At 72.5% G+C, this 14,751-nt stretch carries 13 protein-coding genes and 1 pseudogene; 4 read left to right on the top strand and 10 right to left on the bottom strand.

The window, feature by feature from the left end; translation table 11 throughout:
- Positions 1 to 39 precede the first annotated feature (39 nt).
- Positions 40 to 888: a menaquinone biosynthetic enzyme MqnA/MqnD family protein gene (locus QQS16_RS24140; RefSeq protein WP_286063947.1), complete on the bottom strand. Its 849-nt coding sequence runs from the start codon at positions 886 to 888 to the stop codon at positions 40 to 42.
- Between the two features lie 288 nt (positions 889 to 1,176).
- On the opposite strand from QQS16_RS24140, the gene QQS16_RS24135 reads away from it, so the two are divergent.
- Complete coding sequence (locus QQS16_RS24135; RefSeq protein ID WP_286063946.1) at positions 1,177 to 1,380, top strand: cold-shock protein; 204 nt, start codon at positions 1,177 to 1,179, stop codon at positions 1,378 to 1,380.
- A 220-nt stretch (positions 1,381 to 1,600) separates the two neighbouring features.
- Positions 1,601 to 2,246, top strand: a pseudogene (locus QQS16_RS24130) (class I SAM-dependent DNA methyltransferase).
- Between the two features lie 17 nt (positions 2,247 to 2,263).
- Here the strand turns inward: QQS16_RS24130 and kstD are convergent.
- The 3 genes from kstD to QQS16_RS24115 all read right to left on the bottom strand — a co-directional run bounded on the left by kstD (position 2,264) and on the right by QQS16_RS24115 (position 7,673).
- Entirely contained in the window at positions 2,264 to 4,045 is a 1,782-nt protein-coding gene (gene kstD / locus QQS16_RS24125; RefSeq protein ID WP_286063945.1) for a 3-oxosteroid 1-dehydrogenase, read from the bottom strand.
- A gap of 195 nt (positions 4,046 to 4,240) precedes the next feature.
- The gene (locus QQS16_RS24120) at positions 4,241 to 6,157 is read right to left on the bottom strand and encodes an AMP-dependent synthetase/ligase (protein ID WP_286063944.1); all 1,917 of its coding nucleotides are present in this window, start codon (positions 6,155 to 6,157) and stop codon (positions 4,241 to 4,243) included.
- A gap of 229 nt (positions 6,158 to 6,386) precedes the next feature.
- Complete coding sequence (locus QQS16_RS24115; protein ID WP_286063943.1) at positions 6,387 to 7,673, bottom strand: acetyl-CoA C-acetyltransferase; 1,287 nt, start codon at positions 7,671 to 7,673, stop codon at positions 6,387 to 6,389.
- A 110-nt stretch (positions 7,674 to 7,783) separates the two neighbouring features.
- On the opposite strand from QQS16_RS24115, the gene QQS16_RS24110 reads away from it, so the two are divergent.
- Positions 7,784 to 9,079: a 3-oxoacyl-ACP reductase gene (locus QQS16_RS24110; protein WP_286063942.1), complete on the top strand. Its 1,296-nt coding sequence runs from the start codon at positions 7,784 to 7,786 to the stop codon at positions 9,077 to 9,079.
- A complete protein-coding gene (locus tag QQS16_RS24105; RefSeq protein ID WP_286063941.1) occupies positions 9,079 to 9,933 on the top strand; it encodes a MaoC family dehydratase in 855 nt (284 codons plus the stop codon). Before QQS16_RS24110 ends, QQS16_RS24105 begins: the two co-directional genes overlap by 1 nt.
- 428 nt (positions 9,934 to 10,361) lie before the next feature.
- Here QQS16_RS24105 and QQS16_RS24100 read toward each other — a convergent pair whose 3' ends face one another.
- The 6 genes from QQS16_RS24100 to QQS16_RS24075 all read right to left on the bottom strand — a co-directional run bounded on the left by QQS16_RS24100 (position 10,362) and on the right by QQS16_RS24075 (position 14,711).
- The gene (locus QQS16_RS24100; protein WP_286063940.1) at positions 10,362 to 11,024 is read right to left on the bottom strand and encodes a TetR/AcrR family transcriptional regulator; all 663 of its coding nucleotides are present in this window, start codon (positions 11,022 to 11,024) and stop codon (positions 10,362 to 10,364) included.
- A 96-nt stretch (positions 11,025 to 11,120) separates the two neighbouring features.
- On the bottom strand, positions 11,121 to 11,420 hold the full coding sequence (locus QQS16_RS24095; protein ID WP_286063939.1) for a DUF4229 domain-containing protein: 300 nt from the start codon (positions 11,418 to 11,420) through the stop codon (positions 11,121 to 11,123).
- Between the two features lie 148 nt (positions 11,421 to 11,568).
- On the bottom strand, positions 11,569 to 12,093 hold the full coding sequence (locus QQS16_RS24090; protein WP_286063938.1) for a GNAT family N-acetyltransferase: 525 nt from the start codon (positions 12,091 to 12,093) through the stop codon (positions 11,569 to 11,571).
- A gap of 58 nt (positions 12,094 to 12,151) precedes the next feature.
- Positions 12,152 to 12,802 (bottom strand): UdgX family uracil-DNA binding protein, encoded by a 651-nt coding sequence (locus QQS16_RS24085; protein WP_286063937.1) that lies wholly within the window; start codon positions 12,800 to 12,802, stop codon positions 12,152 to 12,154.
- 240 nt (positions 12,803 to 13,042) lie between these two features.
- Positions 13,043 to 14,206, bottom strand: coding sequence for an aminofutalosine synthase MqnE (mqnE, locus tag QQS16_RS24080; RefSeq protein ID WP_286063936.1), 1,164 nt, complete (start codon positions 14,204 to 14,206; stop codon positions 13,043 to 13,045).
- 49 nt (positions 14,207 to 14,255) lie between these two features.
- Positions 14,256 to 14,711: an Lrp/AsnC family transcriptional regulator gene (locus tag QQS16_RS24075; RefSeq protein WP_286063935.1), complete on the bottom strand. Its 456-nt coding sequence runs from the start codon at positions 14,709 to 14,711 to the stop codon at positions 14,256 to 14,258.
- Between the last annotated feature and the right edge of the window lie 40 nt (positions 14,712 to 14,751).

The following is a 14,751-nucleotide window of genomic DNA, read 5'->3' as shown; positions in this document are numbered from 1 at the left end:
TGTGGCTAGCCAGCAGCGTAGTGCGCCGGGGCGCCGGGATCACGGCTGAAGCAGCTCGACCTTCACGTCCGCCGGGAAGCCGGTGCTGGGCCCGACGCGGCGGGCGAACTCCGCGACCGCCTCCAACTGGGGTGCGCCGAAGCGGAAGTCGAGGGTGGTGAAGTACCGCTCCAGGACCTCCTCGTCGAAGTCCTCCCAGCGCGCCGCCTGCTCGGCGACCTTGCCGACCTCCTCCAGGGAGAGGTTGCGGGAGGCGAGGAAGGCCTCGTGGACCGTGCGGGTGATGACCGGCTCGCGCTCCAGGTAGTCGCGGCGGGCGGCCCAGACCGCGAAGACGAAGGGCAGGCCGGTCCACTCCTTCCACAGCTGTCCGAGGTCGTGCACCGTGAGGCCGAACCGCGGCCCGTCGAGCAGGTTGGCCCGCAGCGCCGCGTCGCCGATCAGCACCGCCGCCTCCGCCTCCTGCATCATCAGGCTCAGGTCGGGCGGGCAGGTGTAGTAGTCGGGCCGGACGCCGTAGCGGTCGGACAGCAGCAGCTGCGCCAGGCGGACGGAGGTGCGCGAGGTGGAACCGAGGGCGACCCGGGCTCCGTCCAGCTCCTCCAGCGGGACCTGCGAGACGATCACGCAGGACATCACCGGCCCGTCGCAGCCCACGGCGATGTCGGGGAAGGCGACCAGGTCGTCCGCGTTCTTCAGGAACTCGACGAGGGTGACGGGACCGATGTCCAGGTCCCCGCGCACCAGCTGTTCGCTCAGCTTCTCCGGGGTGTCCTTGGTGAGTTCGAAGTCGAGCAGCGTGCCGGTTCTCGCGAGCCCCCAGTACAGGGGCAGACAGTTCAGGAACTGGATGTGGCCGACGCGCGGCCGGGTGCGAGGAATGTCCACATCGCGAGACTAGCCCCACTGGAGTAGGCTCCGGAGTCCACCCCCGGAGTCAACCTCCAGCCGATCTTCAAACATCCGGGTGACGTGATCTTGCCCTCTCTTGCTTTCGGCTGCCTGCGTGATAAGCTCGCCGCAAGTTGCAGTTTGGTTTCCCTTGCAGTACAGAGCCTGCGGAGCATGTGACCGCGGGCTCCAGTCGTTTTCAGACGTATGCAGTTGTGCGGCACTTTGCTTTCACACTTTGCAGGGTTCTGGAGCAGGGCGACCCTTTGGGCCCAAGGAGGGCTTATGGCTACCGGAACCGTGAAGTGGTTCAACGCCGAAAAGGGCTTTGGCTTCATCGCCCAAGAAGGCGGCGGCCCCGACGTCTTCGTCCACTACTCCGCGATCAACTCGAGCGGCTTCCGCTCGCTGGAGGAGAACCAGCAGGTTTCCTTCGACGTCACGCAGGGCCCGAAGGGTCCGCAGGCGGAGAATGTCACCCCTGTCTGAGTTCATGAGCCCAAAGCTCTGATCCGGAACCGACAGCAGTACCCAAGGAGCCCCGCGCCGCAAGGCGGCGGGGCTCCTGCCTTTTCCCCGGTTCACCGGCTTCCCGCCCCCTGGGCTCTCCGGCTTCCCGCCTCCCCCGGCTCCCCGGCTCCCGCGGCCCGCTCCAGGCGGCAGAGGCGGCGCGGGCCCGGTGTCAGTGCGGCTCGCCAGGGTCCCCGGCATGACCGACTCGCCCTTCCTGACCAGCACCCGGGTGTTCTACGACGCCATCGCCGAGGACTACGCCGAGCTGTTCCGCGACCCGCTCAGGGCCAGGCCGCTGGACCGGGCGATCCTCGCCGCGTACGCGGAGTTCGTGCCCGCCGGGACGGTCGCCGACCTGGGCCGCGGCCCCGGCGAGGTGACCGCCCACCTCGCCGCGCTGGGGCTGGACGTCTACGGCCTCGACCTGTCGGAGCCGATGCCGGCGAGCGCCCGCCGGGAGAACCCGGGGCTGCGGTTCGAGCAGGGCTCGATGCTGGAGCTGAACCTTCCGCACGGGGCGCTGGCCGGGGTCGTCTCCTCCTGCTCCTCCATCCACACCCCGGCGGACCGGCTTCCCGCGCTCGTCGCCGAGTTCCACCGGGTGCTGGCGCCGGGCGGCCCGCTGCTGCTCGCCTTCCAGGTGGGGGGACGAGCCCCGGCGCCGTGAGCGGCCCTTCGGCCCCCGGTCACGCTCGACTTCCAGCGGCGGCGGCCCGACCGGATCGCCCACCTGCTGACGGCGGCCGGGTTCGCCCTCGGCTCCCGGACGGTACGCGCGCCGGACGAGACCCTCGGGGAGTCGACCCCGCGGGCGTTTGCTGATCGCCCGCCGCCCGGCCTGACCGGACGGCGGACCGGATCAGAGGGTGCCCGCCAGGTCCCGGGCCGCGATGTACCCGAAGGTCATCGCCGGGCCGATCGTCGAGCCCGCGCCGGCGTAGCTGTGGCCCATCACGGCGGCGCTGGCGTTGCCGGCGGCGTACAGACCGGGGATGACCGAGCCGTCCGGCCGCAGGACGCGGGCGCGGGCGTCGGTGCGCAGGCCGCCCTTGGTACCGAGGTCGCCGGGGACGATCCGGAAGGCGTGGTACGGAGGCAGCCACAGAGGCGCGAGACAGGAGTTCGGGCGGACGGACGGGTCCGTGTAGTAGTGGTCGTACGCGCTGTCGCCGCGCCCGAAGTCGGTGTCGTCACCCTTGGCCGCGAGGGCGTTGAAGCGGTCGACGGTGGTCCGGAGGGCGGGCCCGGGGACGCCGATGGCGGTGGCCAGGGCGTCGAGGGTCCAGGCCTTGTGCGCGGCGCCGGAGGCGTACCAGTCGTCCGGGAACGGGAAGGCGGGCGCCACGTCCTTGAAGAGGTAGCGGTTGCGGTAGTTCTGGTCGGTGATCAGCCAGGCCGGGATGTCGGGGTCGGTCGGGTTCCGCTCGTACATGGTGTGCACGACGTCGCCGTAGGGCGCGGCCTCGTTGACGAACCGGCGGCCGGCCGCGTTGACCAGCAGGCCGCCGGGGAGGGTGCGTTCGGCGAGGCAGAAGTACGGCTGGCCGGGGAGCGGGATCGCCGGACCCCACCAGGCGTCGTCCATCAGGTCGAGGGCGGCGCCGAGGCCCGCGCCCGCGCGGATGCCGTCGCCGGTGTTCTCCTTGGCGCCGACGGTCCAGTCGGTGCCGATGGGCTGTCGCTGGTACCGGGCCCGCATGGCGGCGTTGTGCTCGAAGCCGCCGGAGCCGACGATCACCCCGCGCCGGGCGCGCACCAGGCCCGGGACACCGTCGCGCGTGACCACGGCCCCGGCGACGGCACCGCCCTCGACGTACAGCTCGGTGAGCGGGGTGCCGAGCCACACCGGGACCCCGGCGGTCCGGAGCCCGAGACGCAGGCCCGCGGCGAGCGACTGCCCCATGGTGAGCGGCTTCTGTCCCAGCGCGGCGGCCTTGGTGCCGCGGGCCAGGCACTCGGCGGCGACGGCGGCGCCCTTGGCGCTCACGGCGGCCAGGGCGAGCCACTTGTAGTCGGCGCTGAAGACGACCAGACCGGCGGGGACGTCCAGGTAGGGCGGGTTGAGGCGGGCGAGATCGGCGCCCAGGAGGTTGCCGTCGAGCTGGTCGGGCTCGATGGAGCGGCCGTTCGGCAGGCCTCCGGGAAGCTCGGGATAGTAGTCGCTGTACCCCTCCATCCAGCGGAAGCGCAGCGGGCTGTGGGCCATGACGAAGGAGAGCATGGCCGGGCCGTGGGCGAGGAAGGCGCGCTGCCGGTCGGCGGGGACGTCCGGGCCGACGACGGCGGCGAGGTAGGCGGCCGCCTTGGCGGGGGTGTCGGGGACGCCGGCCGCGAGGATCACCGGGTTGTTCGGGAGCCAGATCCCGGCGCCGGACCGGGCGGCCGAGCCTCCGAAGGTGGCCGCCTTCTCGACGACGACACAGCTCAGCCGCTGCCGGGCGGCGGTCAGCGCGGCGGTCATGCCGGCGGCGCCGGACCCGACGACGACGACGTCGTACGTGCCGAGCAGGGGCAGGTCGGCGGCGTGGGCGCCCTGCCGCACCCCCGCCGCGACCGCTAACCCCGCCCCTGCCGCCCCCGCCAGCAGTCGTCTCCGGGACGGCGGTTCACTGCGTTCTGCGGAGTCCGTGCTCGTGGTCATGGCCACTCCAAAACCCACCGGGAACGAATGAGGGAGCCGGAATGTCGCGCGATGACCTTGGGAAGTCAAGGGCCAGGAAGGCCCCTTGCCTCTCGTGGAGCCCCCTGCCGCCCTCGCGTGCAGCCTTCTGCCGCCCTCGCGTGCAGCGTCCTGCCGCCCTCGCGCGCAGCCCCTGCCGCCCTCGCGTGCGTCCCGCTACTTCTCGTACAGCCCCTCGACCACGTCGGTGAAGTCCCGCAGCACCGTCTCCCGGCGCAGCTTCATCGACGGGGTGAGATGGCCGGCCTCCTCCGTGAAGTCGGTGGGCAGGACGGTGAAGCGGCGGATGGACTCGGGGCGGGAGACGAGCTTGTTGGCCTCGTCGACGGCGCGTTGCAGGACGTCGCGCAACTCCTCGTCGTCGACCAGGAGTTCGGCGGGAACCGGGTGCTTGCCGTTCATCCGGCGCCAGTGCGAGACGCCCGCCATGTCCAGGGTGATCAGGGCGGAGATGTAGGGGCGGCGGTCGCCGAGGACCATGCACTGGGAGATCAGGGGGTGGGAGCGCAGGTAGTTCTCCAGCGGGGCGGGGGCCACGTTCTTGCCGCCCGCGGTGATCAGGATCTCCTTCTTGCGGCCGGTGATCGTCAGATAGCCGTCGTCGTCGAGGCGGCCGATGTCCCCCGTGGGGAACCAGTCGTCGGCCGACGCGGGGATCACTCCGCCGCCGTACGGGTCCCAGTAGCCGCGGAACACCTGGTCGCCGCTGAGCAGGATCTCGCCGTCCGAGGCGATACGGATCCTCGTCCCCGGCAGGGGCCAGCCGACGGTGCCGAGGCGGGGCTTGAGCGGGGGCGTGCAGGTGGCCGCGCCGGTCGACTCGGTCAGGCCGTAGCCCTCGTAGATCTCCATGCCCGCACCCGCGTAGAACGCGGCGAGCCGGCGGCCGAGGGGGGAGCCGCCGCAGATGATGTGGCGGACCCTGCCGCCCATGGCGTTGCGGATACGGCGGTAGACGAGGGAGTCGTAGAAGGTGCGGGCCGTCTTCAGGGCGGCGCTGGGGCCGGAGCCGGTGCCGGACTGGCGGGCCTCCATCGCCTCGCCGTAGCGGATGGCCACGTTCGTCGCGCGGTCGAAGGCGCTCGCCCGGCCGCCGCTCTCCGCCTTGGCACGGGCGCTGTTGAAGACCTTCTCCAGCATGTACGGGATGGCCAGCAGGAACGTCGGCTTGAACTCGCCGAGTTCCGCCACCAGGTCCTCCGCCTTCAGGCTCGGCGCGTGGCCCAGCCGGACCCGCGCGCGGACACAGGCGATGGCCACCATGCGGCCGAAGACGTGGGACATGGGCAGGAAGAGAAGCGTGGCGAGTTCCTCGGACGACTTCGACTTGAAGACGGGGTGGAGGAGTTCGATCGCGTTGTCCACCTCGGCGAGGAAGTTGCCGTGCGTCAGGACGCAGCCCTTGGGGCGGCCGGTGGTGCCCGAGGTGTAGACGACGGTGGCGAGCGTGTCCGGGACCAGCATCCCCCGCCGTACGGCGACTTCCTGGTCCGGGACCGGATCGCCGAGTTCCGTCAGGCGCTCCAGATGGCCCTTCTCGATGATCCACATGTGGCGCAGGTCGGGCAGCCGGTTGAGTTCCGGGCCGAGGGCGGAGGCCTGCCCCACGTGCTCCGTCACCAGGGCCACCGCGCCGGAGTCCTGGAGGATCCACCGGGTCTGGAAGACGGAGGAGGTGGGGTAGACCGGCACGGTGACCAGGCCGGCGGCCCACGCGGCGAAGTCGAGGAGCGTCCACTCGTAGATCGTCCGGGCCATGACGGCGATCCGGTCGCCGGGCATGAGCCCTTCGGCGATCATGCCCTTCGCCAGCGCCAGGACCTGGTCCGCGAACTCGGCGGCCGTCACGTGCGTCCAGGTCCCGTCCGACGAACGGCGGCTGAGCACGCGGTCATCGGGGGCCGCCTCCGCGTTGTCGAAGGGCAGGTCCGCCAGTGAGCCGTGGGTCACCAGCGGGGCGATCGGCGGCACGGACACCTCCCGCACCTCTCCGTCCAGCCGCCGGATCTCCGGTTCCACCAGGACGGGCGCGCCGTCGTAGTCGTGGCCGGACGCGTAGGTGGGGGAGGACATGGGCAGCTCCTGAGGCGTGCAGCTCGGTTCCGCTCTGCTGCATGTGGTACGTGCGGGACGTACCGGGACGTTCACCGGCGGTTGCGGCTGACCGGAAGCTGTCGGACACGTTCCGGGGTTACCGCAGGTTAGGACCGTGATCGTACGGTGCCCGCGTGGAAGCTTCGTGCGGGTTCGGAGGCGGTCCCGCGTCGGGCGTGTGCAACCTCGGAGGTTACGTGAGGGGCGTTCACGTCCGCTCCAGGATCGCCGTCACCCCCTGCCCGCCCGCCGCGCACACGGAGATCAACCCCCGCCCGGGGACGCCTCGTTCGGCGAGCAGCCCGGCCAGCGTCGCCACGATCCGCGCGCCGGTCGCCGCGAAGGGGTGTCCGGTCGCCAGGGAGGAGCCGGCGACGTTCAGGCGGGCGCGGTCCACCGGGGGCAGGCCCCGCTTCTCCCAGGCGGCGAGGGTCGCCAGCACCTGGGACGCGAACGCCTCGTGGATCTCCAGGAGGTCGAAGTCAGCCAGCCCGAGGCCGGCCCGCTCCAGCATGCGCGGGACGGCGTACGCGGGTGCCATCAGGAGCCCGTCCTCGCCGTCGGTGACATCGCCCGCCACGAAGTCGACGGCCGCCGTCTCGTGGGCGGTGAGGTAGGCCAGCGGCTCCAGCCCGCGCGCCTCGGCCCACTCCTCCGACGCCAGCAGCACGAGCGCGGCACCGTCGGTCAGCGGCGTCGAATTGCCCGCCGTCATCGTCGGATCCGGGCCGTCGAGTCCGAACACCGGCTTCAGGACGGCCAGTTTCTCCGCCGTCGAGCCGGGGCGCAGGTTCTGGTCGCGGGCCAGCCCCCGGAAGGGCACCACGAGGTCCTGGAAGAAGCCGCGTTCGTACGCCGCCGCCAGCCGCCGGTGGCTGAGCGCGGCCAGCTCGTCCTGGGCCTGCCGGGTGATGCCCCAGGCCCGGGCGGTCACCGCCGCGTGCTCGCCCATGGACAGCCCGGTGCGCGGCTCGGCGTTGCGCGGGATGTCGGGGACCAGATGCGCGGGGCGGATCCGGGCCAGGGCCTTCGCGCGGCCGCTCAGCGACTTCGCCCGCCGTGCCGCCAGCAGGATGCGGCGCAGCTCGTCGTTGACGCCCAGCGGCGCGTCGCTCGCGGTGTCCGCGCCGCCCGCGACCGCCGACTCGGTCTGCCCGAGGGCGATCTTGTTGGCGGCGGCGATCACGGTCTGGAGGCCGGTCCCGCAGGCCTGCTGGATGTCGTACGCGGGGGTGCGCGCGTCCAGCCGTGAGCCGAGGACCGTCTCGCGGGCGAGGTTGAAGTCGCGGGCGTGCTTGAGGACGGCCCCGGCGACGAACTCGCCCACCGCGCCCGGCTCTTCGAGGCCGCACCGCCCGACCAGACTGTCCAGCGCGGCGGTCAGCAGCTGCTGGTTCGAGGCGGTGGCGTACGGGCCGTCGGAGCGGGCGAAGGGGACACGGGCGCCGGCGACGACCGCCACACGCCGGGCCACCGGCGGCTTCGAGGGGTTCATGTCGACCTGCTCCTCACCTGTGACATAGGATTACCTGCGGTAACCTTACTCCCGAGTAAGGAATGCGTGGAACACGGAACACGGAACAGGCACCGTTGCCGGGAGATGACATGGCCGACCGCTATCTGAGCTTCGCGGGCACCGCGCCCGGCCGTTTCCTGACCCGGCGTCTCGGCCTGCCCCAGCCGGCCCCGCTGAAGCGCTGGTCACCCGAGCACCCCACCCTCGGCGGCGACCTGATCCTCCTCACGGCGGGCCGCTCGGAGCTGGACCTGGCCGCCACCGGCCTCGCCCCGGCCCGCTCCGCCGCGCACCCCGCCGCCGTCCTCCTCGACGCCACCGGCGTACGCGACGTCGACGACCTCGCCGGCGTCCACGCGGCCCTGCACCCCGTCGTACGGTCGGTCGCCGCGAGCGGCCGGGTGCTGGTGCTGGGCGCCCCGCTCGATCCCGCCGACCATCACCAGGCCGCCGCCCAGCAGGCCCTGGAGGGCTTCACGCGCTCGCTCGGCAAGGAGATCGGCCGGGGCAGGACCGTGAACCTGGTACGGCTGACCGACGCGCTCGCCGCCGAGTCGACCCTGCGCTTCCTGCTCTCGCCCAAGTCCGCGTACGTCAGTGGCCAGGTGATCGAGGTGGGCGCGGAGCGGGTCGTCGCCCCCGCCGACCGGGACCATCCGCCGGCCGGCCGTACCGCGCTGGTCACCGGCGGGGCGCGCGGGATCGGCGCGGCGGTGGCCCGGACGCTGGCCAGGGACGGGGCGCGGGTCGTCGTCCTGGACGTACCGCGGGCCGAGGCGGCGGCCCGGCAGGTCGCCGAAGAGATCGGCGGCAGCGCGCTCGCCCTCGACATCACGGCGGCGGACGCGGGCGAGCGGATCGCCGCCGCGCTGCCCGACGGTCTGGACGTCCTGGTCCACAACGCGGGCGTCACCCGTGACCGGCGGCTGGCCAACATGCCCGCCGAGCGTTGGAGTTCGGTGCTGGAGGTGAACCTGGCGAGTGTGCTGCGCACCACGGACGCGCTGCTCGCGGCGGGGACCCTTCGGCGGGGCGGGCGGATCGTGGCCACCGCCTCCATCGCCGGGCTCGCCGGCAACGCGGGCCAGACGAACTACGGGGCGAGCAAGGCGGGCGTGGCCGGGCTGGTCCGCGCCCTCGCGCCGCGGGCCCTCGCCGGGCACGGGGTGACGGTCAACGCGGTCGCGCCCGGGTTCATCGAGACCAGGATGACCGCGGCCGTCCCGCTGCTCATCCGTGAGGCGGGCCGCCGGATGAACTCCCTCGCGCAGGGCGGGCTGCCCGTCGACGTCGCCGAGACCGTCGCCTGGTTCGCCCATCCGGCCTCCGGAGCGGTCAACGGCCAGGTCGTACGGGTGTGCGGCCAGAGCCTGCTGGGGGCGTAGTGACGACCACACCGACCCCCACGACCCTGTCCGGCTCCCCCGCCCTCGTCCCCCTGTTCGCCCGCGGCGCCCTGCTCTCCCCCTTCAAACGGCCCCGCCCGGACGCGGACTTCCCGCGCGCCCGGCTGGTCCTGCCCGGCCTGCGCGTCGACCTGGCGGGGCTGGCCACCTACGAGCGGGTGTGCGGGTTCGCGACCGGGGAGGACGCGCTGCCGCCGACGTATCCGCACGTCCTCGGCTTCCCGCTGGCCATGCGGCTGATGAGCGGCCGGGACTTCCCGCTGCCGCTGCTCGGACTCGTCCACACGTCCATCGAGATCACCCGGCTGCGGCCCCTCCCGGCCACCGGGGAGTACGAACTCACGGTGTACGTCGACGGGTTGGTGCCGCACCGGCGGGGCACCGAGGCCGCGGTGGTGACCGAGGTGCGGGCGCGGGGCGAGGTGGTGTGGGAGTCGAGGAGCACGTACCTGGCCCGGCACCGCACCGGCGCCCGCACGGGCGGCGCGCCCGTGGAGGACCGTGAGCCCCTGCCCTCCGTCGCCGAGTGGCGGCTGGCCGGGGACATCGGACGGCGGTACGGCGCGGCCTCCGGCGACCGCAACCCGGTCCACCTGCACCCGCTCACCGCCCGCCTGTTCGGCTTCCGCCGGGCCATCGCCCACGGCATGTGGACGGTCGCCCGCTGCCTCGCCGCCCACGGCACCCCCGAGGCCGTCCTGGTACGCGCCGACTTCCGCGCCCCGGTACTCCTCCCCGCCACCGTCACCTACGCCGCGACAGGCGGCCTCTTCGAACTGCGCGACGAAGCCCGCGTGCACGTGACGGGGAGCGTGTATCCGCTGAGTTCGTGAGGCGGGGGCGGGGCGAGGGGGCGGGAGGCCGAGGACCGGGAGACCACCTGGCCGGGACGGGAGCCGCCGGGGCCGGGAAGTCGGGTCCGCACGGCCGGAAGCAGTCCGCGAACCGAGCCGGAGGCGAACTGGCCGACTGGCCCGCTGGCCCGCTGGCCCGCTGGCCCGCTGGCCGCCTGGGAAGCCGCACGACCGCGTCCCGGTTCGGGGCCGGGAGAATCCGGGGGAAAGCCCGGAAGCGGGGCCGGCGGGCCGCACGTTAGTGGGAGGCCCGGCTGGAAGACCGGACCGGAAGCCGCACGACCGCGTCCCGCAGCCGGGCCGGGATGCCGGAGCCGTGAGGCCGGAGCCTCACGACGCGGGCCGCAAGGCGGGAGCCGCGTCGCGGAGTCGGCTCGGGAGGACGGGGAGGACGGGGCCGGGGTGTGTCACGCGGGTGTTCCGGGCGTCGGGGTCGGTGGGGGCCAGGGGTGGCCCTTCATCAGGCTGTCCAGGCCTGCCCAGGCGAAGTTCATGAGGGTGGCGGCCGCCTGCCGGGCGGTGATGCCGGGGGTGGCGTTGGCCCAGGCGGCCAGGGACTCGGCGGCGCCGACCAGGGCCTCGGCGAGGCCGGCGACCTCCCGCTCGGGCAGGTCGGGGTCCCGGTGCGCCTCCCGGGCGGCGACGACGATCAACTGGGTCACGAACGCGACGAGTTCCTCGCGCATCGCGGTGACCTCGGCGGCGAAGGGCTCGCCGTGGGTGCGGGCCTGGAGGTGCAGGACGGACCAGCCGTCCGGGTTCTGCGCGGTGTGCGTGAAGAACGCGCCCAGACCTTCCCACAGCCGCCGGTCGGCGGGCAGGTCGGGACGTACCCCGGCCCGTACCGCCTCGGTGAGCGCCTTCGCCTCGCGGCGGATGCACGCGGTGAAGAGGTCTTCCTTCGAGTTCAGGTACAGGTACACCAACGGCTTGGAGACGCCCGCGAGTTCGGCGATCTCGTCCATCGACGCGGCCATGTACCCCCGCTGTCCGAAGGTCCGTACGGCGGCGTCCAGCATCTGCTGTTCACGAACCGCCCGCGGCATCCGCTTGTTCTTCACGGCACCCATACGGCACAGCGTAGTTGGGCGCGGCGGGCCAGGGGCCGGCCCGCCGGGCGGGCCCGGCGGATCAAGCCAGGGGTCCCGGAGCCCCGGGACCGGGTCCTACGACGTCTGGCCCTGGGCCCGCGCCGTGTCGTCGACCCCGTCCTCCTGGCTGCGGTTCGCCTCCAGGTTGGCCTTGACGCGCTCCACCTTCTGCACGACCTGCATCGAGGCGCGGTCGCGCTCCTTGCGCAGGGCCACGAAGCTGATCGGCGCGGAGATCACCAGGGCCAGCAGGACGATCCACATGCCGTTGGAGCCGCCGACGCCACGGGGGGCGACACCGGAGTAGACGAGACCCCAGACGACCACGAGGCAGCCCACGAAGATACCGAGGCGCATCAGTGTGTAGCGGAGCATCTCAATCCACTCTTTCGTTTCCGGTTCGTCCTGTTCCGGTTCTACCGTTTCCGGCCCGAACGTTCCCAAAGGGCCACCGTCCAGTGAAGCACGACCGCCCCCCGGTCGCGCACGGGGGTCGCGGGCCTAGGCCCCACGCCAGTGACTTCTAGGCCAGCGGCAGCAGCATGACGATGTCGTCCCGGTCGTCGCCCGGCGCGACCCGGATCGCGCCGGGTATCCGGCCGACCTCCTTGTAGCCGCAGGAGCCGTAGAACCGCTCCAGGCCGAGGCCGCCCCGGCAGGTGAGCCGGATCGCCTCGACGCCGCCGAGGGTGCGGGCCGCGTCCGCGGCGGCGGCCAGCAGGTCGCGGCCGTACCCCTTGCCCTGGTGCCGCGGGTGGACCATCACCGTGTACAGCCACACCCAGTGCGTCATCAGCCGGTGCGTGTTGTGGGTGAGGAAGGCCGCCGCGGCGACCCGGCCCGACGCGTCGTGCCCGACGAGCAGCCGGGTGCGCCCCTCGGCCATCGCCGCGAAGTGCTTCACCAGCTCCGGCCGGATCGCGTCCCGGGTCACCGGCGCCACGAAGCCGACGGCGCCGCCCGCGTTGGAGACGTCCGTCCACAGATCGAGGAGGCCGTCCCTGAGGGTGGGGTTCACGGCCGGATCGAGAGTGAAAGTAAGGGGCATGCGGTGAGATTAGTTATTACGGCGGCCTCGCCTCAAGTCCGCTCCGGCGTCGCGTACGTCACCCGAGCGCCCGCGCCGCCACCTTCAGGTCCCCCACCAGCCCCTGGTAGGCGGCCTCGCGGTCGTCCGAGCGCAGTACCGCGGACGGGTGCACGGTCGGCACCAGCCGCTCCGGGCGCCCGTGGATCTGCTCCTCCAGCACCGTCCCGCGCACCTGGGTGACCCGGAACGACGACCCGAGCAGCGCCTTCCCGGCGGTGGCGCCCAGCACCACGATCAGCTCGGGCTCCACGACGGCCAGCTCGGCGGCCAGCCACGGCCCGCACGCGGTCATCTCGCGCAGGGTCGGCGCCTTGTGGATCCGGCGCTTGCGCGGCTCCGCCCGGGTGAACTTGAAGTGCTTGACGGCGTTGGTGACATACGCCTCGCCGGGATCGATGCCGGCCTCCGCCAGCGCCCGGTCCAGCAGCTTGCCGGCCGGCCCGACGAACGGCCTGCCCTGCCGGTCCTCCTGATCGCCGGGCTGCTCCCCCACGAGCATCACCCGGGCGTCCGCCGCGCCCGCCCCGAACACCGTCCGCGTGGCGTCCCGGTGCAACGGACAGCCCCGGCAGCCGTCGGCGGCGCGCCGCAGAGCGGCCAGACCACCACGGCCGGGTACGAACGGCCCGGCGTCATAGGCGTCCTCGGACGACGTCGTGACCACCATACGAGCCGAGTACCCACGACCACAGAGGCGTCCCACCCGAGGAACCCGGGGAACCACGCGCCCAGGCACCCCACCCCGAGAGGCGCGGGGAACTGCGCGACCAGCCCCCATCGGCCCGCGGATCCCCCACAGACAGCAGCCGCCCCGCCCGAGGGGGCCCCTCACAGCCCCGCGGCGGCGAACCGGCCCAGGCCCACCCCACGCCACCCCGCCCCGCGGCGGCGAACCCCGGACCGCCCCTCACACCCGCATCGGCTGCGGCGACTCCCGGCGCGCCGGGTCGGGCCCGTCGTACTCGCGGATGATCTCGTAACGCGTGTTCCGCTCCACCGGCCGGAAGCCGGCGTCGCGGATGAGGTCGAGCAGGTCCTCGCGGGTCAGCTTGTTCGGCGTGCCGTAGTTGTCGGCGTCGTGCGTGATCTTGTACTCGACGACCGACCCGTCCATGTCGTCCGCGCCGTGCTGGAGCGCGAGCTGCGCGGTCTGCACGCCGTGCATCACCCAGAACACCTTGACGTGCGGCACGTTGTCGAACAGCAGCCGCGACACCGCGAAGGTCTTCAGTGCCTCCGCGCCGGTCGCCATCTGGGTGCGCGCCTGGAGCCGGTTGCGGACCTTGCCGTCCTTCACGTCGACGAAGTCGTGCTGGTAGCGCAGCGGGATGAAGACCTGGAAGCCGCCGGTCTCGTCCTGGAGCTCACGCAGCCGCAGCACGTGGTCCACACGGTGGCGGGGCTCCTCGATGTGGCCGTACAGCATGGTGCACGGGGTCTTCAGACCCTTCTCGTGCGCCAGCCGGTGGATGCGCGACCAGTCCTCCCAGTGGGTGCGGTGGTCGACGATGTGCTGCCGGACCTCCCAGTCGAAGATCTCCGCCCCGCCGCCGGTCAAGGACTCCAGGCCCGCGTCGATCAGCTCGTCGAGGATCTCCGACGCCGACAGGCCCGAGATGGTCTCGAAGTGGTGGATCTCCGTCGCCGTGAACGCCTTCAGGGAGACGTCCGGCAGGGCCTTCTTCAGCTCGCTCAGCGACCGCGGGTAGTAGCGCCACGGCAGGTTCGGGTGCAGCCCGTTGACGATGTGCAGCTCGGTGAGGTTCTCGCCCTCCATCGCCTTGGCGAGCTTGACCGCCTCCTCGATCCGCATCGTGTACGCGTCCTTCTCTCCCGGCTTGCGCTGGAAGGAGCAGTACGCGCAGGACGCGGTGCACACGTTCGTCATGTTGAGGTGACGGTTGACGTTGAAGTGGACCACGTCACCGTTCTTGCGGGTGCGCACCTCGTGCGCGAGGCCGCCGAGCCAGGCCAGGTCGTCCGACGCGTACAGCGCGATGCCGTCCTCGCGGGTCAGCCGCTCACCGGCCCGGACCTTGTCCTCCAGCTCGCGCTTGAGCCCGGCGTCCATGCGTTACCTCTTCCTGCTCGTCCTGGGACAGACTCCGTAAACCGTACGCCTAGACCTCTTCCGGCAGCTCACCCACCCGGTTCTCCCACTTGGTGGACAACACGATGGTGGTACGGGTGCGGGAGACGCCCTTCGTCCCGGACAGCCGTCGGATGATCTTCTCCAGTCCGTCGACGTTGGTCGCCCGCACCTTGAGCATGAACGAGTCGTCGCCCGCGATGAACCAGCAGTCCTCGATCTCGCTGAGGTCCTTCAGCCGGGCGGCCACGTCCTCGTGGTCGGCGGCGTCGGAGAGCGAGATGCCGATCAGGGCGATGACGCCGAGGCCGAGGGAGGCGGCGTCCACGGTGGCGCGGTAGCCGGTGATGACACCGGCCGCCTCCAGCCGGTTGATGCGGTCGGTGACGCTGGGTCCCGACAGTCCGACGAGGCGTCCCAGCTCCGCGTAGGAGGCCCGGCCGTTCTCCCTCAGGGCCTGGATGAGCTGCCTGTCCACCGCGTCCATGCGATCGAAGCCTTCCACTGATGAGTCCGAGGTTCTGAAC

This window comes from Streptomyces sp. ALI-76-A (genome assembly GCF_030287445.1).
In the GTDB taxonomy this organism is placed as follows: domain Bacteria; phylum Actinomycetota; class Actinomycetes; order Streptomycetales; family Streptomycetaceae; genus Streptomyces.
Note: the sequence above shows the minus strand (reverse complement) of the source record. Positions and strands in the feature narration are given on the sequence as shown.